This is a genomic window from Rhizobium sp. 22-785-1 (assembly GCF_053521965.1).
This window is the reverse complement of sequence record NZ_JBNWDI010000002.1, coordinates 229,741-253,381: the sequence shown is the minus strand read 5'-3', so window position 1 is coordinate 253,381 and position 23,641 is coordinate 229,741. Positions and strand designations below refer to the sequence as shown.

Here is a 23,641-nt window from a genome sequence, read left to right as displayed (position 1 = left end):
CGGGTACGAAATGTCGGCAAGGGCTGATCTCCGGCTGGTTGAGCAACCTTTCCGGCGACGAGAAAATGCGTGCCTCATCCGAAAGGCAGGCTCGTTCCAGCCTTTGCAGCTTGACGGTCGAGCTTGAGATCGCCATTGCCGGCGTGCCGATAAATACGAGGATGCCTGCGAGGAGAAGGTTGACGAACCTGACAGGATGTCGCGGAACACCGCGATGTCGTCCCATCCATGGCAAAATCGTAACCTCCTTGTTTCTGTCGAGTCCGCTAGAGCATCACCGTAAAGCAAATATCATATTGATTATCTTAGGGTAATGGTAGAACGCTTGTCCAGCGCGTGACGTGTAAAAAAGATAAAAAACCGGCAGAGAACTCGACAGCGTCCAATGCGTGACTCGGTAACTCCCGCGTAGCTCCTGCAAATCAATGGCAAATTTTAATATTCGTTGCCTCAAACCACTATTCTTAACTTTCAGGCAAGGAATTAACCATAAAGATGTGACGTATTTCACGGCGAAATGGAGACACTCTCTCCTTTCAGGCATGATGCCGCGCTGCCGTACCGGGTCGATCCGGTATTCCGTTTGGTTGCAGAAGGCTCAGCTTACATGTGTGCGGCGTCCGTCAGAGACGTCCCATGTCGTGAACATCCCTCAAGGGTACTGGCATTCTCGAAACCGTTATCTGCCGGTCGTGCCGGCAAAGCTTTGGGGGCGTCACTTGGGGCAGGACCTGCCGACAGATCATTCGCGAAGGACCACGGGCGGTAGCCTGGGTGGCCGTTTGCGTTTCGCTGGTCTCGATCAGGACCAGTGTGATCTGTTGCGCCGCTACCGTACCATGCTCGAACCCCATCTGAAGGCTGGGCTTCGCGATCTGATGGTGCGCTTCCAGTCCATGCCGGACTGTTCACCATCTTTCGAAAGTGATAACCAGGTTGAACGGCTGCACGACATGCAGACGGCGCACTGGTCGGTACTGACCGACGCACGCTTCGATGCGGTCTATGCCGAGCGCGTCAAGGTTTTGTCCGACACTGAAAGCCGCATGGGTCTCGATCCTCGCTGGAGCGTTGCCGGACGTGCGGTCGTTCTGGAAAATCTGCTGTCGGGACTTATTGCACAACATCCGCCTCGCTCGCTGCTGCCAGGTGCGCGCAAACGTCATCAGGAACTGGCCGCGGCCGTTAAGTCGGTCGTCAGGCTGGTGATGGTCGATACTGAAATTGCGGTGTCGTTGCGCTTCAACGAATTGCGCATCCGCCACAATCAGGAGCTTGCCCGTCAGCGGGAAGATGATCAGGCAGAGGTGACGAAGCTTTTTGGCGAGGCGCTAAATGCCTTCGCCGCAGGAGATCTCACCGCCCGAATTGGCGGCGAGGTGCCCGAAGCCTACCGCGAACTCGCGGACGCTTTCAATACGGCCATGGCCCGCATTGGTGGCTCCATGTCCGCCACGCGGGCGGGCGTGGAAAAGGCGCATAGCGTGGCTGAGCGTATGTCGCGCGAAAATGGCGGCCTTGCCTTCGCCTCCACGGAGCAGTTCCGTCGCCTCAGCGATGCCTCGCACCGCCTCGGTGACGTCATTCACAATGTGCGTGACAATAGTGAGCGGATTTCAGCGGCGGAGAGTGCGGTTTCGCAGGCCCGAAATGCGGCTACACAAAGCGGTATGGCTGTGGGTGAGGCGATCAGCGCCATGTCGGACATCGAACAGTCGGCTGAACAGATCGGTCGCATCATCGGATCGATCGATGAGATCGCCTTCCAGACCAATCTGCTTGCGCTGAACGCCGGTATCGAAGCGGCTCGCGCTGGTGAAAGCGGCAGGGGCTTCGCCGTCGTTGCACAGGAAGTGCGCGCCCTGGCGCAGCGTTCCGCTGACGCGGCAAGGGAAATCAAGAATCTCGTCAATGGAACGAAGACGCAGGTCGATGAAGGCGTGCGGATGGTTCATCGCACGCAGGAGGCCATAGAGGGTGTCGTGCGGCAGGTCACCGGCATCAGCGATATGATCGGCGATGTCGCCCGACGCACTGGCGAACATTCCGGCGACCTCAATCATGTTGCAGTGGAACTGGATGCCATCGGCATGGACGCCAATCGCGCCGCCGAGCGCCTTTCCTCCTCGGCTGCCGAAGCGGACGACCTGCACACAGTCATTCTCGAGCTGGGCCGCACGGTGCGCGAATTCCGTATTGCCCGGCAGGCTTATTCCGACGACGAGTTCGTCGCACAGCCGAGAAACGCCAATGCGACCGCCATGCGACCCGAGCGCATGGATTACGGCCATGCGCAGCAACAATATAAACGCCAAGGAGTCATTTGATGGCAGGCAGGACAGCAGCGCATTCGACACTGAAATTGTCACCTGTGCTGGACCTCACTCAAGCATCCGTCTTGTACGGCAAACTGAAGGAGCTCAGGGGCAAGCCGGTTACGGTGGATGCCTCCGAGGTCGAGCGCGTGGGCGCACAGTGCGTCCAGATTCTGATGGCTGGCATCAAAGCCTGGGAAGCAGATGGCAAGCAATTCACATTTTCAAAGGCCTCTGAAGCCTTCGATAAAACCCTTAAACTGATCGGCGTTGATATCGGTCATATGCTCCCGAAGGAGATATAGGAAATGAAGAAAAAGGTTCTCACAGTCGACGACTCCCGCACGATCCGCAACATGTTGCTGGTGACGCTCAACAATGCCGGTTTCGAAACCATTCAGGCCGAAGACGGCGTGGAAGGTCTGGAAGTTCTGGAAGGCTGCAATCCTGACGTCATCGTCACGGATATCAACATGCCGCGTCTCGATGGCTTCGGTTTCATCGAGGGTGTACGCCGCAACGAAAAATATCGTGCGGTTCCGATCCTGGTGCTGACCACCGAAAGCGATGCCGAGAAGAAAAACCGAGCCCGTCAGGCTGGCGCGACCGGTTGGATCGTCAAGCCGTTCGACCCCGTAAAACTGATCGATGCCATTGAACGTGTAACTGCCTGATACGGGATCATTCACGATGGATATGAACGAAATCAAAGAAATCTTCTTCCAGGAGTGCGAGGAGCAACTCGCAGAGCTGGAATCGGGACTTCTTAAACTGAATGACGGCGACCGCGACCCGGAAACCGTAAATGCTGTCTTTCGTGCCGTTCATTCCATCAAGGGTGGAGCAGGCGCATTCGGTCTCGATGAACTGGTCGCCTTTGCGCATGTCTTCGAAACCACGCTCGATTGCGTTCGGTCCAACAAGCTCGATCCTAATCAGGATGTGTTGAAAGTCATGCTGAAGTCGGCGGACGTACTCGCCGACTTGACAAACGCTGCCCGCGACGGCGGAAGCGTAGAAGAAAGCCGCACGCGCGGTCTCGTCAAGGAACTCGAGGCTCTGGCCAACGGTGAGACGATCACGCCGTCCGCAGCCGAGCCGGCAGCCGCCAAACCGGCAGTCAAGGCAGCCGTCGTGCCGCCACCGGCACCGGCGCCAGCGCCGACGGATGAGAGCGGCTTCCAGCCGATCGCTTTCTCCTTCGGTGACTTCGAGGACGCGGCCATTCCGCTGATGGAAACGCCGACCTACAACATTACCTTCAAGCCTTCGGACGCGCTCTACTCCAAGGGCAATGAAGCTGCGCTTCTGCTGCGTGACCTTGCCCGCATCGGCGAGATGAGTGTCAACTGCGATATGAGCGCGCTGCCATCGCTCGACGATATCAATCCGGAAGGCTCTTATTTCGTCTGGAACATCTCGATCAAGACGGAAAAGGGCGAGGAAGGCATCCGCCAGGTTTTCGAATTTGCGGAATGGGACTGCGAACTTGATGTTACCGTAGCGGAAGACGCCTCGTCGTCCGATGAAGAACTGCCGATGATCCCGGTTCCCTTCGATCTTTCCGCTCTGGAAGAAGAGGTGCATGACGAGCCCGCCGTTCAGTCCGCATCCAGCGATGAACCGGTGGTTGCCAAGGCCGTTGCCGCAGCATCGGTGGCATCCGAAGTTACCCAGGCCGTTGCCGCAGCCGTTGAAAAGCGCGAAGCGGCGTCCCCCGCTGCCGCATCGAACAACGCGAATGCCGCAGCCGCCGCCAACAATGCGAGCGCCGGCCAGACGATCCGCGTCGATCTCGACCGCGTCGATCGCCTGATCAACCTCGTAGGCGAGCTTGTCATCAATCAGGCGATGCTGTCGCAGAGCGTCATCGAAAACGACACGACTGGCACATCTGCCGTCAATATGGGCCTGGAAGAACTCCAGCAATTGACGCGCGAAATCCAGGATAGCGTTATGGCGATCCGTGCGCAGCCGGTTAAGCCAGTCTTCCAGCGCATGTCGCGTATCGTCCGCGAAGTCGCCGATATGATCGGCAAGCAGATCCGCCTGATCACAGAAGGTGAAAACACCGAAGTGGACAAGACGGTCATCGACAAACTGGCCGAGCCGCTAACCCACATGATCCGCAATGCCGTCGACCACGGCATCGAGACTCCGGAAAAGCGTGAAGCCGCCGGCAAGAACCCCGAAGGCACCGTCAAGCTGACGGCCAAGCACCGCTCGGGCCGCATCCTGATCGAACTGCAAGACGATGGGGCCGGTATCAACCGCGAGCGCGTTCGTCAGAAGGCGATCGACAACGATCTGATTTCTGCCGATGCAAATCTGACGGATGAGGAAATCGACAATCTGATCTTTGCGCCTGGCTTCTCCACCGCCGACAAGATTTCGGACATTTCCGGCCGTGGCGTCGGCATGGACGTGGTCAAGCGCTCGATCCAGGCACTTGGCGGTCGCATCAGCATTTCCTCGCGTCCGGGTCTTGGCTCGACCTTTACGATGAGCCTGCCGCTGACGCTGGCCGTGCTTGACGGCATGGTGGTCACCGTTGCCGGTCAGACGTTGGTCGTACCGTTGACCGCGATTGTCGAAACGCTTCAGCCGGAAGCGCAGAACATCCACTCCTTCGGAGCCAATCAGCGCCTCATCTCCATCCGCAACTCCTTCTGCCCGCTGGTGGACGTTGGTCGCATCCTAAATTTCCGCGGCACCCAGGCCAATCCTGTCGAAGGTGTAGCGCTTCTGGTGGAATCGGAAGGCGGCGGCCAGCGCGCTCTGATGGTTGATGCCATCCAGGGTCAGCGCCAAGTCGTCATCAAGTCGCTTGAGGCAAACTACACCCATGTTCCTGGTATCGCCGCCGCGACCATCCTCGGCGACGGTCGCGTGGCGCTCATTCTGGACGTGGATGCCGTTGTCGGCGCATCGCGCGGCCAGTCGCTGAAACAAGAAATGTCGCTCGCGGCAACAGGCTGAAAAGTTGGTGATGAATGACAGCGCTTAAGTTCAACGAACAGCGTGGACCACAGGATGAGGTGCTCGTCAGCGGAGAATATCCGCTGACGCGTCGCGACCTGGCCGATATCGCCGCAATGATCTATGCTGATGCGGGTATCTATCTCAACGATACCAAGGCCTCGCTCGTCTATTCGCGCCTGTCCAAACATATCCGCAACCTTGGCCTCTCCGGCTTCAAGGATTATTGCGCGCTGGTGTCGTCCGAGCAGGGTGCAGCCGCCCGCCGTGAGATGCTGTCGCATCTGACCACTAACTTTACGCGCTTCTTCCGTGAAAACCATCACTTCGATCATCTGCGTGATGAGGTTCTGCCAGGCCTTATCGCACGGGCAAAGAGCGGTGGACGAGTCCGCATCTGGTCCGCCGCCTGTTCGGATGGTCAGGAACCCTATTCGATTGCGCTGACCGTGCTTGCCCTTTTTCCGAACGCTGCCGATTATGACTTCAAGATTCTCGCGACCGATATCGATCCCAAGATCTTGGCTCAGGCTCGCGCTGGCCTTTATGATGACGGTGCGCTGGAAACGGTGTCTGCGCCTATGCGCAAACAATGGTTCCAGGAGGTGGACGCTGGCGGACGACGCAAGCACCAGATCAGCGACAAGGTGAAACGGCTCATCACCTTCAACGAACTGAACCTGATGGCGCAGTGGCCCTTCAAGGGCGGCTTCGACGTGATCTTCTGCCGCAACGTCGTCATCTATTTCGACGAGCCGACCCAGGTGAAGATCTGGTCGCGGTTTGCCGGTCTCCTGCCGCAAGGTGGCCATCTCTATATCGGCCATTCCGAAAGGGTTTCGGGCGAAGCCAAGGATCAGTTCGACAATACCGGCATCACGACCTACAAATTCATCGGAAAATCTGTCGGGAGGAAATCGTAACCATGCCCGCCAGAGTCCTCGTCGTCGACGATTCACCAACAATGCGCGGCCTGATTTCGGCTGTTCTCGACTCCGATCCGGACGTCGAGGTCATCGGTCAGGCGGGCAACGCCATGGAAGCCCGCGCCGCCATCAAGGAACTCAATCCCGATGTCGTGACGCTGGATATCGAAATGCCCGAAATGAACGGGCTGGAGTTCCTCGACAAGATCATGCGGCTGCGGCCGATGCCCGTCATCATGGTCTCGACGCTTACCCATCGCGGAGCCGATGCCTCTCTGGCTGCGCTGGAAATCGGTGCGTTCGATTGCGTCGGCAAGCCGGTGCCGGGCGATGCCCTTCCATTTCCCGACCTCGCGGACAAGGTGAAGGCGGCGGCTCGCTCTCAGCATCGGACATATCGCGCCGCTATTGCCGAAAAGCCTGCCGCGCCGCAGACCACAGCGGTGACCAACTACAGCGTCGGGCGCAAGATCGTCGCCATCGGCTCCTCGACCGGTGGCGTGGAAGCGCTGATCGCCGTCTTGCAGAAGTTCCCGATCAATTGCCCACCGACGGTCATCACCCAGCACATGCCGCCGACGTTCACCAAGAGCTTTGCCGAGCGGTTGAACCGCTTATGCGCGCCTGTGGTCGAGGAAGCAACGGATGGTGCGCGCCTCCAGACCGGTAAGGTCTATCTGGCGCCTGGCGGCGACCGGCATTTGCAGGTTGTTAATCACGCCGCGCCATGCTGCAGGCTTGTCGAACGAGATCCTGTTAATGGTCATCGGCCATCGGTTGATGTTCTGTTCGATTCAGTGGCCGAACTTGCAGGTCGCAACGCCGTTGGGGCTATTCTGACCGGGATGGGCCGCGATGGAGCGGCAGGCCTGTTGAAGATGCGTCATGCGGGTGCCCGCACTGTCGGACAGAACGAGAAAACCTGTGTGGTCTATGGAATGCCGCGCGTGGCCTACGAGCTCGGCGCGGTCGAACACCAACTTCCGCTGAACGCCATCGGCGAAGAAATTCTGAAACTAACTGCTGCCCGAAAAGAAGGTTCTGACTAATGTCTCTCGCAGAAAAGATAAAAGTGTTGATCGTTGACGATCAGGTCACCAGCCGATTGTTGCTGAGTGACGCACTCACGCAGCTCGGCTTCAAGCAGATCACTGCCGCCGGTGACGGTGAGCAGGGCATGAAGATCATGGAGCAACAGCCGCACCATCTGGTGATCTCCGACTTCAACATGCCGAAGATGGACGGTCTTGGATTCCTGCAGGCGGTTCGCACCAATCCTTCGACGAAGAAGGCAGCCTTTATCATTCTGACCGCACAGGGAGACCGTGCTCTGGTGCAGAAGGCGGCCCAGCTTGGCGCCAATAACGTGCTGGCCAAGCCCTTCTCGATTGAAAAAATGAGGGCGGCCATCGAAGCCGTATTTGGATCGCTGAAATGATCGAAACCGCAGCCAAGCGCGTACATATTATTCAGGGCGAATATAAGATCGCCAATGATCCCGACGTGGTCCTGTCGACCATCCTGGGCTCGTGCGTGGCTGCGTGTCTCAGAGACCCCGTTGCGGGCGTCGGCGGCATGAATCATTTTCTGCTGCCGGGTACGGGGGGTATGGGGGGTGGTGATGCGACCCGTTACGGGGTGCATCTCATGGAACTTCTGATCAACGGTCTGCTCAAGCAGGGCGCACGCCGTGATCGTCTGGAGGCAAAGGTTTTTGGTGGCGCAAAAACCATTGCCAGCTTCTCCAATGTAGGAGAGCAAAATGCAATTTTCGCGATGCAGTTCCTGAGGGATGAAGGCATACGGGTGGTCGGCAGCTCAACGGGCGGAGAGCATGGCCGAAAGGTGGAGTTCTGGCCGGTATCGGGCAGGGCGCGCCAGCACCCGCTCAGTGGTGCCGAAACCCAGAAAACGGTCGCGCTGGAAACACGTCCGGTTCCGGCAGCCAAGCCGGCCGCAAGCGATATCGAGTTTTTTTGACAACGGAGTTGCATATGACTATCGCTGAGCGCGCTGGAAACGACATTTTTGAAGAGGCGCTGCCAACCATCCTGATGCGGGTTGTCTCGGAGCTCCATGACGTTGCCTATCTGATCGAGCGCATCGAGCCGCAATTGCTGGAGGCCACTGATGGTGCGGTCTCCGACGATGGATTGAAGCTTTTGCAGGGAATCGACCTTGCCGTGCAGAAGGCAAGGGGTCTGGCAGAGTTCATAGACACCATCACCGGATCCATCCCGCTCGAATGGGCTGTGGATGTGACGACGGCGCTCAGCCTCGTCAAGCTTGCAGAGATGCAGAAGGCGCTGGGCGCCGGCTTGCGTCACGGTCATTCACAGCCGATCGACAAGGCATCGGGCGACTTCGATCTGTTTTAGCCTGAAAAGCTAGGAGCGCCGGACCTTCCGGCAGGATGCCCGAAGGCGATGGCGGTCTTCACGCTCGACGTGATTGACCTGCCGGAGCCGATGGTCCTCAGCGCTTCGACCCTGCCGGATCTTGACCTTTGATCTCACCCCAGAACACACGGGCCCGAAATGGGAGCGTGCGTCGGCGCTTGACCTGAAAACCGAACCCTGGTTACGGGAAGGCACGATGCATCGCTGCGACTGACGATCCGCACATGTAAAGCGCCGCACAAGCTTCAATGTCTAGTCTTTCCCTCAGTCTACCACGGCCATGATGCTCGCTCCCACGCGGCGCGGCCGGCATGAGGGTTTGAATGCGATGAATGCATCGATTGGCGGCACAGTTCAGAATTCCATACTTCCAACCTTGCTGGAGCTTGCGAGAACGCAGCGCCTTGCCCTTGTCGATCTCCTGAAATTTGCAGAAAGCCTCACCGCTGAAGGCAAACCGCAGGAGGCGATCGAGCTCTATAAATCCTGGCTCGCCTTCAACGACGTCCATCCTGGCGCTCATATGGTTTATTTCAACTTCTCCGTCTTGTTGCGGCAGATGGATGACCTCGCAGGCGCGATCACTGCCATGCAGGCTGCGTTGAAAAACGATCCGCTGTTTGGTCCTGCTCATATCAATCTTGGTCGGGCCTTTGAGGATGCGGGCATGGCCCCTCTTGCGATCCAGCAATGGCAGAGCTTTGTCGGCAAGACGTCGGAAACGACACCCGACCGGCACACCTATCGGCACATGGCGTTGCAGCATATCGGTCGCGTCATGGAAAATGCCGGCTTGATGGAAGAAGCGGAGGAGGCCCTTTGGGCCGCGATGGAGCTTCGCCCCGACAAGCCGGAGCCGGGCCAGCATTGGAGCGCGCTTCGCCAGCGTCAATGCAAATGGCCGATCCTGCAGCCGTCCGTTCACGTCTCCGCCCGGCAGATCATCGACGCCATGCCGCCTTTGACCCTTGGCTGCTACGCCGACGATCCGATGTTCCAATTGGCCAAAGCAAGCCAGTACGCAAAATTCCTTGCGGGACGACCGGACATCCGCAATTTCCCGCGCCCTAGCGTTCGGCGCAAAACAGGAACCGACAAACCTCTGCGCGTCGGCTACGTGTCATCGGACCTGCGCGATCACGCCGTCGGTTTTGCATTGAGAGAAGTGCTGGAACTGCACGACAAGGCGCGCGTCGAAATCTACGCCTATTACTGTGGCGATCCGGTGATTAACGACCCGACGCAAATCCGAATGAAGGCCGTCGTGGATTCCTGGCGAGAGATCGGTGCACTCTCCGATGAAGCCGCCGCACGCCAGATCGCAAGCGATGAGATCGATATACTGATCGACGTCAACGGCTACACCAAACATGCGCGCACGAAGATTTTCGCCTATCGACCGGCGCCTGTCATTGTCAATTTCTGCGGCTTTCCCGGTACCATGGGAACGCCCTTCCACCACTACATGATTGCCGACGAGGTGATCGTTCCGCCGGACAGCGAAATCTATTATTCGGAAAAGGTCCTTAGGATCGCGTGCAATCAGCCGATTGATCGAAAGAGGGTAATCGCGCCGCGTCCTTCACGCCAGGAAGCCGGCCTGCCGGAAAACACCTTCGTCTTTGCCTGCTTCAACGGCATGCAGAAGATTACCGCCGCCACATTTGCGCAGTGGATGCAAATACTGAATGAAACGCCGGGAAGCATTCTTTGGCTGCTCACCGGCGGCGACAAGACCGATCAGCGATTGCGTGAGTTGGCGCAGGCAGCGGGTATCGCACCCGAGCGGCTCTTCTTTGCGCCTAAGGCCGGTAATCCCGCCCACCTTGCTCGCATTGCCCTGGCGGATCTGTTCTTGGATACCTATCCTTACGGCGCCCATTCAACGGCCGCCGACGCACTGACCGTGGGGCTGCCCGTTCTCACTTTCCCCGGCAAATCCTTTGCGGCGCGGTTCTGCAGCAGCGTGGTGGCGGCGACGGGCGTTTCGGAACTCATCTGCTCCGGCCCGGACGATTACGTCGCCAAGGCCATCGCCTTTGCGAAGAAGCCGGGTACCCTGAAAAAGCTTAGGGCAAAGCTTGAGGCCGGGCGCGAAAAGAGTGTTCTGCGTGATATTCCCGGCACGGCGCGCAGGCTGGAAGATCTCTTTTGGCAGATGCAGGAAGAGGCCGAACGCGGTGAAACGCCGGTTCCCGATCTGCGCAATCTTGATGTTTATTACGAGATTGGCGCCGAACTGGTTGCGGAAAATCTGGAATATGTCGACGAGGCAGCCTACCGCAGCCGATACCGCGAGAAGTTGCAGGAATGGCACGCGTTCTCGCCCATCCAGCATGATAACCGCTTGTGGACGAAACAGGCATCCAATATCGCTTGAACCAGAGGCAAGGCGCGCGTGTCAGCACACAGGATTGCAGTTATCGGCGCCGGTCTTTCCGGCGCGGTCATTGGTCGTGAACTGGCTGAGGCCGGTCACCAGGTCGAGGTCTTCGACCGCCGCGATCACATTGCCGGCAATTGCCACACCGAGCGCGATGCCGATACCGGCGTCATGGTTCACGTTTACGGACCGCATATCTTCCACACCGACGATGTGGAAGTGTGGGATTACGTCAACCGTTTCCAGACCTTCAAGCCGTACAAGAACAGGGTCAAGACGACGAGCCGGGACCAGGTCTTTTCGCTTCCGGTCAACCTTCACACGATCAATCAGTTCTTCGGCAAGACCCTGCGTCCGGATGAGGCCAAGGCTTTCATCGAAGAGCAGGCCGACACCAGCATTACCGACCCGCAGACCTTCGAGGAGCAGGCACTGCGTTTTGTCGGGCGCGATCTCTACGAGGCATTTTTCGAAGGCTACACCCAGAAGCAGTGGGGTTGCTCGCCCAAGGATCTGCCAGCCTCCATCCTCAAGCGCCTGCCGGTCCGTTTTAACTACGACGACGATTACTTCTTCCACAAATTTCAGGGCATGCCTGAAAACGGTTACACGCAGATGGTCGAGCGTATCCTCGATCATCCGCGGATCGCGATCCGGCTGAACAGCAGTTTCGAGCGCGCGCAAAAGGACGATTACGACCACACATTCTATTCCGGCGCGCTGGATGGCTACTTCGATTACGCCAAAGGCCGTCTCGGATACCGCACACTGGATTTCGAGCGCTTTACCTATGATGGCGACTATCAGGGTTGCGCGGTGATGAATTACGGCGAACTCTCCGTTCCCTATACCCGCATCACCGAACACAAGCACTTCTCTCCCTGGGAAAAGCATGAGGGTTCCGTCTGCTACCGGGAATTTGCCCGCGAATGCCGGCCCGATGACATACCTTATTACCCTATTCGACTGGTGAAGGAGAAGGAACAACTGGCTGAATATGTCGCTCTCGCTAACGCCGAGACAGACATCAGCTTCGTCGGGCGGCTCGGAACCTATCGTTATCTCGACATGGACGTCACCATCCGAGAGGCACTGGATACGACACGTCTTTTTCTGTCTCTGGAGGACGCAAACAGGGCAATGCCTTCCTTCCTCAACCCGCCTCTCTGATGGCTGTGTCGGCTTCGATCGAAGCACCGTGCTTTCCAAAAATTGCATCCGGATTGAGAGTCGTTGCTTGTGCGAAAAGCTGACAGTTTCGCACAAGCAACTACACCTAGGATTGCTAAGGCCGGACGTATCCGTCGAGTGGATACTTCCTTTGGTCGGACAGAGGCATGTCGCCCTTTTGAGCTTTGGTCAGGTTTGTAAATGACATCCATCGTATCGTCGCTGAGCGTCAACCAGATCAGAACACTCACGAACGCCGATATCGCCGCCTGGACGACGGAGGATATTCCCTTTCTGACCACGCAGCAGATCAAGGCCCTGTCGTCTGAACAGGTCGCCGCGCTGGAGGTGGAAGATTTCAAGCAGTTCAACACCAAGCAGCTCAGTGCCATTTCCACGAGCGCGGTCGTCGGTCTCACGCTCGAACAATTGGCGGTGCTCGAAAGCCTTTCGATCTCAAGCCTGACAAAGAACCAGGTCGGAGCGCTGACAACCGTCCAGGTCGAGGCTTTGACAACCGCCCAGTCTGAGGCGCTGACCTCGTCTCAGGTCAGCGCAATGACATCCGACCAGCTCGCCATGATGAGCCCGGATGATATCAGTACATTTTCGTCGGCGGACGTCGCCGCCATTTCCCGTCGCGCGATTGTCGGCCTCACGACGAGCGCGCTTGCCGCGCTTTCGACCGATAAGATTGCCTCGATCAGCACTAGCGCCATGTCTGCGCTGACCCCGGAGCAGGTGGCCGCTCTTTCGGACGCGCAGATCGCGGCGCTGACGAGAGCACAGGTTTCGGCCCTCAGGGCCTCGCAAACCAGTTCTCTTGGTGTCTCAGCCGTCAAGGGGCTTACGACTGAAGCAATGAATGCGCTGAGCGTCAGCGCTCTCTCGGGCCTGAGCACGGAGGCTGTGAAGGCTTTGTCCGTCCAACAGATTGCGGCCATCAGCGAGAAGTCTATCGGTGGCCTCAGTCCAGATCAGCTTGAGGCTCTTGAGGCGACGCAGATCGGCGTTCTGACATCGGCGCAAGCTGCGGCGTTGAAACCCTCGCAACTTGTGGCGATCGACGCGGACAAGATCGCCCACCTGACGGCCTCGGCAATTGCAGGACTTGCAACGGCGTCCGTCGCCTCGCTTTCTACGGAACAGATTGCGACACTCTCGACCGCGCAACTTGCCGCTCTTACGACCAAGCAGGTCAAGGTTCTGACCTCGATCCAGGTCGCGGCTTTGGGCACGGAGGCTATCGCTGCCTTCACCAAGGAGCAGATTGCTACCTTGGGAACGCGGGCGATCACGGGCTTGACCAGCGAGCAGATCACCTCGCTGTCAACGCTGCAGGTCGAGGCTTTGGCGCCGCAGCAGGTCAAGGCACTCCGTTCGGATCAGATCGCCACGCTGACGGCGGAGCAGATCAATACGTTCTCCACAGCCGATATGGCGGCGATGACCAGCGCCGCCGCTGCTGGGTTGAGCACGGATATCATCGCAGCACTGTCGACGTCCAACGTCGCCGCCTTTAGCACGGCAACATTCGCCAAGCTCGGTACAGACCAGGTCCTAGCCTTTACCTCGGCACAGCTGAAAGCGATCACAAGCAGCCAGATAGCAGCGCTGACGTCCAGTCAGGTGGCCGTCCTTGGGGCCGAAAAGATCAAGGCGCTCGACGCGTCTGCGATCGGTTCTCTGTCCGCCAAGGCGATGCCTGGTCTTGGCGCGGACGTCATCGCAGCCTTGACCCCTGATCAGATTGCAAGCCTGAGCACGACGATCATCTCGCGTTTGACATCCGACCAGATCGGAGTCCTTACGGTCGATCAGGTGGAAGCCCTGACCTCGGCACAAATCAAGATGCTAAACGCCAGTCAGATGACAGCGCTCGATGAGAAGGGCATCCAGACTTTTACGACAGAGGAAATCGCCTCGATCTCATCCAAAGCGATGTCGGGGCTGAGCACAGCAGCGATAAAGGGCTTATCGCCTGCGCAGGTCGCCGCCTTGTCCACCACGTCTTTCTCGGCTCTTTCCAACGATCAGCTGGATGTCTTGACATCGGACCAGCTTGCGTCGCTGACGGTCGCCCAGCTCAATGCCTTGAAGGCGCCACAGATCAAGTCGCTATCCACCGAATATATCGCCTCCCTGACGACCGCGCAGGTTGCCGCGCTCAGCACGGCGGGCGTTGCAAATCTGACGACTGCTCAGATCGGCAGCCTGACGACCAACCAGCTTGAGGCTCTGACCTCCGTTCAGGTCAGGGCCATGACCTCTGAGCAACTGTCGGTTCTAGGTTCAGCGGATATCAATGTCTTTTCAACAGCCGATATGAATGCAATCAGCACCCAGGCCATTCGGGGCTTGAGCACCAGCGCCCTGTCCGGATTGACGCCGGAAAAGATTGCCGCATTGGCGACATCGGTTGTGTCTGCGTTAACCACAGGTCAGATGGAAGCGCTTTCAGCAACGCAACTCGTCAGCTTGTCCTCCGCACAACTTGCAGCATTTGGGTCGGATCAGCTTGCCGCGCTGAAGCCGGAACAGGTGACGGGCGTCTGGAAGACCGTCAACGAAAAGCCGGTTCAGGTGGCAGGTCTCTCTACATCCGCACTTGCCGCCTTGAGCACCAGAGCGGTCGCGGGACTTTCGACGGGTGTGATCGCAGCATTGACCACGCAACAAGTGGCAGCTTTGAGCACGAGCACGGTTTCGAAGCTGACGACCGATCAGATTGTGAGCTTGTCGAGCGAGCAGATACACGCTTTGTCGAACGGCCAGATCAAGGCTCTGGGTTCCAGCCAGATCGGAGCCTTGACACCAGCCTCGGTGGCGAAGCTTACGGGAGAGCAGATTGGATCGCTCAGCGGCGCTGCAATCAAGGGGCTCAGCTCGGAGCAGATTGCCGCTTTGTCGACAGTCCAGATATCAGCCCTGTCGACGGCCCAGATTTCGGCGCTGACGTCGACCCAGCTGGCGGGCCTTGGTCCGGAAGATATGGCAGTCATGTCCGTTGCAAGCATACAGGCCCTTGCATCGACCGCCGGGCTTTCCAAGGACGTGATCGCGGTAATGTCGTCGCAAAAGCTTGCGGCTCTGAGCACCGGGGCAATCGCGACATTGACAGCAGAGCAGATCGCTGCACTGTCCACGGCTCAAGTGGATGCTTTAACGACACGGCAGCTTTCTGCGCTGAGTTCCGCGCAGTTAGCGGCTTTCGGCCCCGATGACATTGCGACCTTCGACGCGGTCGATGTGGCTGCGCTGTCGGCAAATGGCGTCACTGGCTTGTCGACAGGGATCATCGCATCGCTGACGAGCGCGCAGATTTCCGCCCTATCCACCTCAGCTGTCGCAGCATTGACCGCAGACCAGATCGAAGCGCTCAAGCCCACCCAGCTGGCAGAGCTGACGATCCAGCAGATTGCAGCGCTCACGTCCGTGCAAACCGCCGCATTGAGCTCGGCAGGCCTCGCAGCCCTTTCGACAGCTCAGATAGCGGCGTTGAAAGCGGGCGCCATTACCAATCTCCCGGGCGATCACATCTCCGCACTGACGAGTGCGCAGCTCGATGTGTTGTCGACAGCCCAGATCGCTGCGCTGACGCCATCCCAGATCGCCGCCTTGGGAACATTGCAGATCGCGTCTCTTTCGACAGATCAAATCGCCGCGATCAGCACGGCGGGCATCGGTGGCCTATCCACAAGACAGGTCAATGCCCTCACGACCGGACAGGCGCAGGCGCTGACCTCCCTTCAGGTCGCAGCACTCTCTGCCGACCAGCTCGAGGCGTTCGGTACCGATGATCTCGCTCTGTTTTCCACCAGCGACGTGGCAGCGATCGGAGCGAGCGCGATTGGCGGCCTTTCCACACTGGTAATAGGCTCGCTCACGACCGATCAGGTCGCATCCCTCAGCGCTACGGCGTTTGGCGGTCTGACGACGAAGCAGATTTCCGCGCTTTCCACCCTCCACGCGAGCGCGCTGACCACCCGGCAGATCGCCGCTCTTTCGGCCGATCAGGCCAAGGCGCTCGGTACCGATAACATCGCGGCGCTTTCTGCGGCTCAGGTTTCCGCGTTCAGCACAGGCGGCGTCTCGGGGCTGACCGCCGCTCAGATTGGCAAGCTGACCGCTGCTCAGGCAGAAGCGCTGACTGCCGTTCAGGTCGGCGCCCTGACCTCCGCGCAACTCGCAGCTCTGAGCGCAGACAGCATCAAGACCTTTTCCACCGCTGATATCGGTGCGATCGCGCCCGGTATGATCGGCGCGTTGCCGACCGCGACTGTCGCAGCCCTTAGCACCGGTCAGATCGCAGCACTCGGCACGGTGGCCGTGGCTGCACTGACGAAGGGTCAGATCGAAGCACTTTCGACAGGCTTGATTGCCGCTCTGTCCACCAGGCAGGTTGCGGCATTGACCTCGCAGCAGGTTTCAGCCCTTGGTGCCGACGATCTCGCAGCGTTGTCCCCTGCCGCCATCAGCGCCATCAACGCATCGGCGGTTGCTGGCCTTGCCACCACAACGGTTGCCGCGATGTCGACAGAAGATCTCGCGTCGATCAGCCCGTCGGGAATCTCCGGACTGACGACGGCCCAGATCGCTGCGCTGAAGACCGAGCAGTTGAAGTCGCTCTCGACCCGCCAGGTAGCCGGACTGACCTCCAGGCAGATCGCGGCCTTGGGCACGGCGGGCATTGCCGCGCTCGACGTCCATCAGATTGCTGCCCTGGATAAGGGGAGTATCATCGGTCTGTCGACGGACCAGATCGTGACACTGGCCACCGAGGTGGAAGCGCTGACGAGCGAGCAGGTCGGGGCATTGACATCCGCACAGGTCGCGGCGCTCTCGGTCGATCAGATAAAGGTTTTCTCCTCCAAGGACGTCGCAGCCTTGTCGGCAAGCGCGATTATAGGGCTGTCGACCGCAAAGATTGCGCTCCTGCCGACGGAGACGATTGCGGCGCTTTCCGCGACCGGCATCGCTGGCCTGACCACAGCGCAGGTCGCGGCACTTGGCGCATCCCAGATCAGCAGCCTCACGACATCGCAAGTGGCTGCGCTTGGCTCGCGTCAGGTCGCCGCACTCGGAACGGCTGGCGTTGCCGAGCTCACAACCTCGCAAATTGCCGCCTTGAGTGAGGCCGGTATCCCAGGTTTGAGTGCAGAGCAGGTTGCCAAACTGACTACGTCGCAGGTCGAAGCTCTCAAGACGTCGCAGGTGGCCGTGTTGAGCTCGACACAATTGGCAGCCCTTGAGGCGGACGATCTTGCGGTCTTTTCTACCGCAGAACTCGCCGCTCTAAGCTCAAGCGCGATTTTAGGGCTTTCAACAGAGGCACTTGGCAGTCTGTCGGCGGATCGCATCGCCGTCCTCGGCACGGCAGGCGGTATACAGGGTCTCTCGACAAGCCAGATCGCCGCCCTGACAAGTGCGCAACTTGCGAGCCTGACGACGGCGCAGATCGCCTCGCTTGGCTCCAGGCAGGTTTCCGCCATCTCCACGGCCAATGTGGCAGCGCTGACGACAGCGCAGATCGCAGCTCTCAGCACCGCCGGTGTGGCCGGATTATCTTCGGCGCAGATCGCCAAATTGAGCATAAGCCAGATCGAGGCGTTCAACGCCACGCAGGTCGCGGCCTTCACTTCCATTCAAGTCAGTGGCCTCGGGACCGATGCTCTCGGCGCATTTTCGACGGCAGAACTTGCTGCTCTGCCCTCAGCTGCACTCGCGGGTCTTTCAACCGTCACGCTGGCCGCTCTCTCGGCAGACCGGGTCTCAGCGCTTGCGCCGGGCAGCATCGCAGGCCTGTCGACAGATCAGGTCGCGGCCTTGACCTCGTCTCAGTTGGAAGCACTAACGTCTTCCCAAGTCGGCGCTCTTGGATCGCGGCAGTTGGCCGTCTTAAGCACTGCTGCGCTTGGTGTGCTCTCCGCTGCGCAGATCGCGTCCATCAATCCCGCGGCCGTTGCCGGCCTTTCGTCGAACAGTATCGCCTCCCTGTCGGTCGCTCAGGTGGAGGCACTCACGCCTGCGCAGGTTGCGGCGCTGACCTCCGCACAGATTGCAGCATTGGGAGCGGACGATATAGACCGCTTCTCGAAGGAGGATCTCGCTGCATTGACCTCCAGCGCCATTGCAGGCCTTTCGACGGATGCCATCGCCATCCTGTCTCCTGAGAAGATGACTGCGCTGAGCGCTTCAGGGGTTGCCGGACTGACGACGCTTCAGATCTCAACGATGACCGTAGATCAGGTCGAGGCTTTCACGCCGGCACAGGTCGCAGGGCTCGGATCGCGGCAGATCGCCGCGCTCACTGCAGAGCAGTTCCAGGCCTTTTCGAAGGCCGATATCGGGGCCATCAGCGCTGCAGGCATCGCGGGGTTATCGACTGTAACCATTAAGTCCCTTTCGATGGAGACGATTGCAGCACTGAGTACGCTCGGCATATCCGGTCTTTCGACCGGCCAGCTTGCGGTGCTCTCGCCAGATAAGTTCGCAGGCCTTTCCACGGCGCAGATAGGGGCGCTGTCCTCCACGCAGATCGTCGGTTTGAGAAGTGGCGATCTCCTGGCCCTTTCCACCGCTCAGATCCTTGCCCTTAGTACCGGCGCGCTGTCAGCTATGACCTCTCAACAGGTAGGCGCACTGAGCCTCGAACAGGTGAATGCGCTTTCGACCGGGCAGATCAACGCGCTGTCTTCAGGCGGCATCGCAGGTTTGACGTCGCAGGTCCTCGATACGTTCACGCCAGACAAGATCGCCGCGATCAACTCATCGGCCATTCCGGGCCTTTCGACCGGCTTCATCGCCGCTTTGTCGACCGGGGAAGTTGCAAGTCTTGCGACATCTGTGATCGCTGGACTGACGAGCAGCCAGATTGCCGCCATGACGCCCGGCCAGATCGATATCTTATCGACCGGGCAGATCGCGGCGCTGAGCGCCGATGGTCTCGCGGGGCTCTCGAACGCCGCCATGGATACCTTCTCGACGGCAGACATTGCAGCGATCAGCACTGCGGCCATCCGTGGCCTTTCCACCGGCATCATCGCGTCTCTGACGACAGAGGAAATTGCAGTTCTCGGTCCAAGCCATATCGGCAATCTCGGCTATAATCAGATCGTGGCGATGAGCACGGGGCAGATTGCAGCGTTGACGACGGCGCAGTTGCAGGGATTGAGTCTGATCCAGGCGGCTGCACTCGACACTGGCGATATCGCCCTTCTGTCCACCGACAAGATCGCCGCGTTGGGCACGTCCGCGATTTCCGGACTGACGACCGGCGTGATCTCGGCTCTCACCACCGCGCAAAGCGAGGCATTGTCGCCAGCGCAGGTCGGCGCACTGACAGCGGCGCAGGTCGCTTCCATTTCCAAGGAGAACATCGCGAAGTTTTCAACCGCGGATATAGCCGCCTTCAGTACCAGCGGCGTTGCGGGACTTTCTACCGATACGCTGGTCAGCCTCTCCAGCGCGCAGGTTGCCACCTTGCTCAACACTCACATGGGTGCGTTGACATCCGCTCAGGTCGCAGCCGTGATCTCCACTTACCTTGCCGCCTGAAAGCTGCGTTTCGGTTGTTTGCTTCGCTCCCTCTCACCAGGGGCGAAGTAAGCTGGAGGATCGGCTCAAAAATCGGAACCGAATGCGGGAAAGCCCGATGCGCAGGTTGAAGAGTACAGATCTTCCTTCGTGTGTCCAGTAGGACGCACCCCGCTCGATTGGGGAAATCCTCGCGCAAGCTTCGTTCTCTAGGGTGGCATCGGGACCAGAAGGTCTCGGACCCATGAATGACGGTGCGGAACAGAATGAATCTGTTAAATCAACTCCCTCAGGTTTTTAAAAACTTCGCGGCCTTAGGCCAGACGCGGCTTTTGGTGCTGGGTGGTGTGGGCGTTCTGTCCATGGCAATCATTCTCGCTGCTGCTCTTTATGTGAACAAACCTGCTTACGAAACGCTGTATGTCGGCCTCGAAACCATGGACATGAACAAGATCAGCATTGCGCTGGCCGAAGCCAATGTCGATTTCCAGGTCGGTGCCGACGGCACGAGCGTTCAGGTTCCCGTGGGAATGACGAGCAAGGCTCGTTTGCTCCTGGCTGAACGTGGCCTGCCCAACAGCGCGAACGCCGGTTACGAGTTGTTCGACAATGTCGGCTCTCTCGGCCTGACCTCCTTCATGCAAGAAGTAACGCGGGTCCGTGCGCTCGAAGGCGAAATCGGCCGCTCGATCCAGCAGATCGATGGCATTGCTGCCGCCCGCGTCCATATCGTGATGCCCGATGTCGGCAACTTCCGCCGTGGAGAGCAAAAGCCGACTGCCTCTGTGATGATCCGCGCAAGCGCATCTGCGGGCCGCAAGGCCGCCGCATCCATTCGCCATCTGGTTGCCTCTGCAGTGCCGGGCCTTGAGGTGGATGACGTAACCCTTCTCGATTCGACCGGGCAGTTGCTTGCTTCCGGCGACGATGTCAGCAACGGTGCGATGAGCAGATCGCTGACGCTTGCCCAGAACGTGCAGCAGGAACTCGAAACCAAGATCGACAAGGCGCTGGCTCCGTTCCTGGGAATGGACAACTTCCGTTCAAGCGTTACTGCCTCGCTCAATACCGACAGCCAGCAGATCCAGGAGACGGTTTACGATCCCGAATCGCGCGTCGAGCGGTCGGTCAGAACCACCAAGGAAGATCAGAAGTCTCAGGAAACGACGCCCGATTCCGCTGCAACAGTCGAGCAGAACGTGCCACAGGCCGCACCGCAGAGCGGTGGCGGCGGTCCCAAGTCCTCCGACGAGTCTGCCAAGAAGGAAGAGCAGACCAACTACGAAATCAACTCCAAGACAGTTGCGACGGTACGTAACGGATACACAATCGATAAGATTTCCGTGGCTGTCGTTGTCAACAAGGGACGGCTTGCCAAGATGATCGGCGAGCCTGCCGATCAGGCCAAGATCGATGCTTATCTGGCGGAAATGCAGAAGATCGTCACATCTGCTGCCGGTACCTCTGCCGACCGTGGCGACGTCGTGACCATCACCGCGATGGACTTCTTGGAAACGCAGTTGCTTGACGAGGCAGTCGCAGGTCCAGGCTTCACGGAAGTGCTGAGCCGTAACTCCGCAGGCATCATCAACTCGCTCGCATTCGTCGCGGTCGCCTTCCTGGTCGTTTGGCTTGGTGTCCGTCCGGTCGTCCGCTCTATGTCGGGTGCTGGTGCTCCGGCTTCGGCAGAGCTGGCGCAGGATGCAGCCGGTCTGGAACTGCCCGACTTCTCTCCTGCGATTGGGGGTGGCGCGGCAGGCGGTCTCATGGAAGGCTTCGGTGCGGACTTCGGTTTCGACAGCACGGACGATCTTCTTGCCGGAGGCGACGACGGTGGCGATTTCAATCGCCGGGTTCGCGAAGGGCCGGAACGCAGGCTCTCTCGCATGGTGGAAATCAGCGAGGAACGCGCCGCCAAGATTCTCCGCAAATGGGCTGTGGAAAAAGCTGCATGATAGAAAAGGCCGGGTCAAACCGGCCTTTTTTGTTTATTCGCACATTCTTGCTATGGGCCATCGACCCAGATGGTTTAGTATCTGTTCATCAAATCGTTTGATTCAGTCGTGGGATGCTGAAAAGGCGGATGTGTGCGAACGCAAACGCGTATATGCTCAAAGTTGTCCTAGGGTGCTAAAAAGAGTGGATAGGTCGTATCGGACCGATGGCATTTCCTTTTGCGTCTCCTAGAGTGTAATGATTCGGTCGCCAGCGCCGTTTTGTCTTCGATGACGACGGTGCTGTATGGAAATGAGTTCCATCCCGTTTAAGCATCCCCATCAGGGGAACGAAAGGGCGTAGGCTATTGAAAGTGGATGTCGATATTCGCAGGCTGTCGGCTACGCCTGCTGAAACGGCGGCAAGGCCCTTGCCGCGCAGCCAGCTCGTTCGCAAGATCGCCGCTGCGGCGGCTGAGGGTGATGTGACGGCTGCGATGGAGCATCTGACATCTTATGTCGGCGCTTCGCATTATCTCCTGTCCCGGGAAGATTTGTTGCAGGAGGCCAGCCTCAGCTTCATCGTGACATCAGACTGGCCTTTCGATCTGGTGCGCAAACTCGCCAACGAGTTGACCGGCACTCAAAGCCGTTCGAGCGAGATGGAAAAGTGCCTTGCTTTGCTTCGGCCCCGCTTGTTGACGCTTCCCGATGACGCGGTTGTGCCGGAAGGGATAGATCGCCAATACTGGACGCTGACTTTCTGCGTCGGGCGTTTGCGTTTTTCGCTTTTGTTGATGTTTTCCGAAGGAATTCTTCCTCCTGAAGAGAGGCTTCGCGAGGCAGGTATGCTCGCTGGTTACTTTGCCAGCTTCGGTATCGTCGAAGGCGCCAAGACGGAGCGAGATATCGATCTGACCGAAAGAGAGCTGGAATGCTTGTTCTGGATCGCCGAAGGCAAGACCAGTGACGAAATGGCGATGATACTCGGCATCTCGCGCAACACCATCAACAACTATATCACCAGCGTCATGCGCAAGACAGCAACCAAGACCCGTTCGGAGGCCATTGCCTACGCGGTCCGTAACAATCTCGTCTGAAAGGCGTATCATGGTTGTCGTCAAGGATATGGAAAACGCAGCCTATGGTCAGTCCATGGGCTCGAAGGCTGCTCCCTCGGTGACGCGGTCCGATCTTTTCCCAAAACTGGTCGCTATGCAGAGAAGTCTCGGTGCAAAGAACTTCATGGTTCTGCGCGCGGTCGCGGCGGGGTTTCCAAACAAGAGGAAACTGTCGTGCGAACTTGAGAATCTGGGTTTATCGGCAGGCGAGCAAAGCACGCAGCTGGTTCAGGTGCTTGGCGAGAGGCTGCTGGATCACCTCGAATCCTCTCTCCTGCCGGTGGCATGGATGAGCGACAGCGAAACTGGCTTCGCGGATCTTCCTGACGTACCAGCGCTTCTCGTCCGGCTGGATAATGCCAGCCTTGGCTATTGCGGCGTTGGTTTTCCGGTGCGACTTGGCACGATGGGGAATGGCTTCGTCATCTTCTTTGGCGGAAACCTGCTGCTTGACAACGAATTGATGCTTGAACAGCACGTTAAATGCACGCAAATCATGGTCGATCTTCTGGCAATGGACGAGCGCCGCGTGTCCCCTTCAGAAGCTTTGAGCGAGCGAGAAGTTGCGTGCCTTCAATTGGCAGGTGATGGCCGGATCAGCGAAGAGATTGCGACCAAGCTCGGCCTGTCGGTTCATACCGTCAATGCCTATCTCGGATCCGCTACCATCAAACTCGATTCCGTCAACCGCATCCAGGCAATAGCCAAAGCCATTCGCCTCGGTTTCATTCATTGATGTTTTTGGCAGGTGATGCCGCGTGGCGACACCATTGCCACCTCCCGTAGAGGCATTGTTTTCGGCGATAGAGGGCTGGACTGAAGCTCAGTTCAGGTGCTGCGTTTCGCTCGCCCAAAGTATTTTTCTTTTAATACTCAAG

General features: G+C 58.6%; 15 protein-coding genes. All 15 read left to right on the top strand.

The genetic code is table 11. From position 1 onward, the window contains the following. Positions 1-641 precede the first annotated feature (641 nt). The 15 genes from ACQZ5M_RS05940 (at position 642) to visR (ending at position 23,499) form a co-directional block, all read left to right on the top strand. The gene (locus tag ACQZ5M_RS05940; RefSeq protein ID WP_449079258.1) at positions 642-2,327 is read left to right on the top strand and encodes a methyl-accepting chemotaxis protein; all 1,686 of its coding nucleotides are present in this window, start codon (positions 642-644) and stop codon (positions 2,325-2,327) included. Beyond that, positions 2,327-2,620 (top strand): STAS domain-containing protein, encoded by a 294-nt coding sequence (locus tag ACQZ5M_RS05935; RefSeq protein ID WP_296018169.1) that lies wholly within the window; start codon positions 2,327-2,329, stop codon positions 2,618-2,620. The genes ACQZ5M_RS05940 and ACQZ5M_RS05935 overlap by 1 nt, the downstream gene beginning before the upstream one ends. Before the next feature lie 3 nt (positions 2,621-2,623). After that, positions 2,624-2,989 carry a chemotaxis response regulator CheY1 gene (gene cheY1 / locus ACQZ5M_RS05930; protein WP_062425087.1) on the top strand — a complete coding sequence of 122 codons (366 nt, stop codon included), beginning with the start codon at positions 2,624-2,626 and terminating at the stop codon, positions 2,987-2,989. A 16-nt stretch (positions 2,990-3,005) separates the two neighbouring features. Then, positions 3,006-5,294 carry a chemotaxis protein CheA gene (locus tag ACQZ5M_RS05925; RefSeq protein WP_296018175.1) on the top strand — a complete coding sequence of 763 codons (2,289 nt, stop codon included), beginning with the start codon at positions 3,006-3,008 and terminating at the stop codon, positions 5,292-5,294. A 14-nt stretch (positions 5,295-5,308) separates the two neighbouring features. Next, positions 5,309-6,217 carry a protein-glutamate O-methyltransferase CheR gene (gene cheR, locus ACQZ5M_RS05920; protein WP_296074009.1) on the top strand — a complete coding sequence of 303 codons (909 nt, stop codon included), beginning with the start codon at positions 5,309-5,311 and terminating at the stop codon, positions 6,215-6,217. Positions 6,218-6,219: 2 nt separating this feature from the next. Continuing rightward, a complete protein-coding gene (gene cheB / locus ACQZ5M_RS05915; protein WP_449079257.1) occupies positions 6,220-7,269 on the top strand; it encodes a protein-glutamate O-methylesterase CheB in 1,050 nt (349 codons plus the stop codon). After that, positions 7,269-7,658 (top strand): chemotaxis response regulator CheY2, encoded by a 390-nt coding sequence (gene cheY2, locus ACQZ5M_RS05910; protein WP_296018178.1) that lies wholly within the window; start codon positions 7,269-7,271, stop codon positions 7,656-7,658. The genes cheB and cheY2 overlap by 1 nt, the downstream gene beginning before the upstream one ends. Beyond that, positions 7,655-8,200, top strand: a complete 546-nt coding sequence (cheD, locus tag ACQZ5M_RS05905) for a chemoreceptor glutamine deamidase CheD (protein ID WP_296018182.1) — start codon at positions 7,655-7,657, stop codon at positions 8,198-8,200. The genes cheY2 and cheD overlap by 4 nt, the downstream gene beginning before the upstream one ends. Positions 8,201-8,214: 14 nt before the next feature. Then, on the top strand, positions 8,215-8,598 hold the full coding sequence (gene cheT / locus ACQZ5M_RS05900; RefSeq protein WP_296018184.1) for a chemotaxis protein CheT: 384 nt from the start codon (positions 8,215-8,217) through the stop codon (positions 8,596-8,598). Positions 8,599-8,947: 349 nt separating this feature from the next. Then, the gene (locus ACQZ5M_RS05895) at positions 8,948-10,999 is read left to right on the top strand and encodes an O-linked N-acetylglucosamine transferase, SPINDLY family protein (RefSeq protein WP_449079256.1); all 2,052 of its coding nucleotides are present in this window, start codon (positions 8,948-8,950) and stop codon (positions 10,997-10,999) included. 18 nt (positions 11,000-11,017) lie between these two features. After that, on the top strand, positions 11,018-12,172 hold the full coding sequence (gene glf / locus ACQZ5M_RS05890; RefSeq protein WP_296018186.1) for a UDP-galactopyranose mutase: 1,155 nt from the start codon (positions 11,018-11,020) through the stop codon (positions 12,170-12,172). A gap of 201 nt (positions 12,173-12,373) precedes the next feature. Further along, positions 12,374-19,729, top strand: a complete 7,356-nt coding sequence (locus tag ACQZ5M_RS05885) for a hypothetical protein (protein ID WP_449079255.1) — start codon at positions 12,374-12,376, stop codon at positions 19,727-19,729. Positions 19,730-19,974: 245 nt separating this feature from the next. Further along, positions 19,975-21,663, top strand: a complete 1,689-nt coding sequence (gene fliF, locus ACQZ5M_RS05880; RefSeq protein ID WP_296018190.1) for a flagellar basal-body MS-ring/collar protein FliF — start codon at positions 19,975-19,977, stop codon at positions 21,661-21,663. Positions 21,664-22,010: 347 nt separating this feature from the next. Then, positions 22,011-22,742 carry a transcriptional regulator VisN gene (gene visN, locus ACQZ5M_RS05875; protein WP_449079253.1) on the top strand — a complete coding sequence of 244 codons (732 nt, stop codon included), beginning with the start codon at positions 22,011-22,013 and terminating at the stop codon, positions 22,740-22,742. Between the two features lie 10 nt (positions 22,743-22,752). Next, positions 22,753-23,499, top strand: coding sequence for a transcriptional regulator VisR (gene visR / locus ACQZ5M_RS05870; protein ID WP_449079252.1), 747 nt, complete (start codon positions 22,753-22,755; stop codon positions 23,497-23,499). Positions 23,500-23,641: the final 142 nt, after the last annotated feature.

Excerpts from the sequence above, each read along its gene's own strand:
- fliF (WP_296018190.1), top strand. The coding sequence starts at position 19,975 with ATGAATCTGTTAAATCAACTCCCTCAGGTTTTTAAAAACTTCGCGGCC.
- cheR (WP_296074009.1), top strand. The coding sequence starts at position 5,309 with ATGACAGCGCTTAAGTTCAACGAACAGCGTGGACCACAGGATGAGGTG.
- cheB (WP_449079257.1), top strand. The coding sequence starts at position 6,220 with ATGCCCGCCAGAGTCCTCGTCGTCGACGATTCACCAACAATGCGCGGC.
- ACQZ5M_RS05885 (WP_449079255.1), top strand. The coding sequence starts at position 12,374 with ATGACATCCATCGTATCGTCGCTGAGCGTCAACCAGATCAGAACACTC.
- cheY2 (WP_296018178.1), top strand. The coding sequence starts at position 7,269 with ATGTCTCTCGCAGAAAAGATAAAAGTGTTGATCGTTGACGATCAGGTC.
- cheY1 (WP_062425087.1), top strand. The coding sequence starts at position 2,624 with ATGAAGAAAAAGGTTCTCACAGTCGACGACTCCCGCACGATCCGCAAC.
- cheT (WP_296018184.1), top strand. The coding sequence starts at position 8,215 with ATGACTATCGCTGAGCGCGCTGGAAACGACATTTTTGAAGAGGCGCTG.
- ACQZ5M_RS05895 (WP_449079256.1), top strand. The coding sequence starts at position 8,948 with ATGAATGCATCGATTGGCGGCACAGTTCAGAATTCCATACTTCCAACC.
- cheD (WP_296018182.1), top strand. The coding sequence starts at position 7,655 with ATGATCGAAACCGCAGCCAAGCGCGTACATATTATTCAGGGCGAATAT.
- visR (WP_449079252.1), top strand. The coding sequence starts at position 22,753 with ATGGTTGTCGTCAAGGATATGGAAAACGCAGCCTATGGTCAGTCCATG.
- ACQZ5M_RS05925 (WP_296018175.1), top strand. The coding sequence starts at position 3,006 with ATGGATATGAACGAAATCAAAGAAATCTTCTTCCAGGAGTGCGAGGAG.
- ACQZ5M_RS05935 (WP_296018169.1), top strand. The coding sequence starts at position 2,327 with ATGGCAGGCAGGACAGCAGCGCATTCGACACTGAAATTGTCACCTGTG.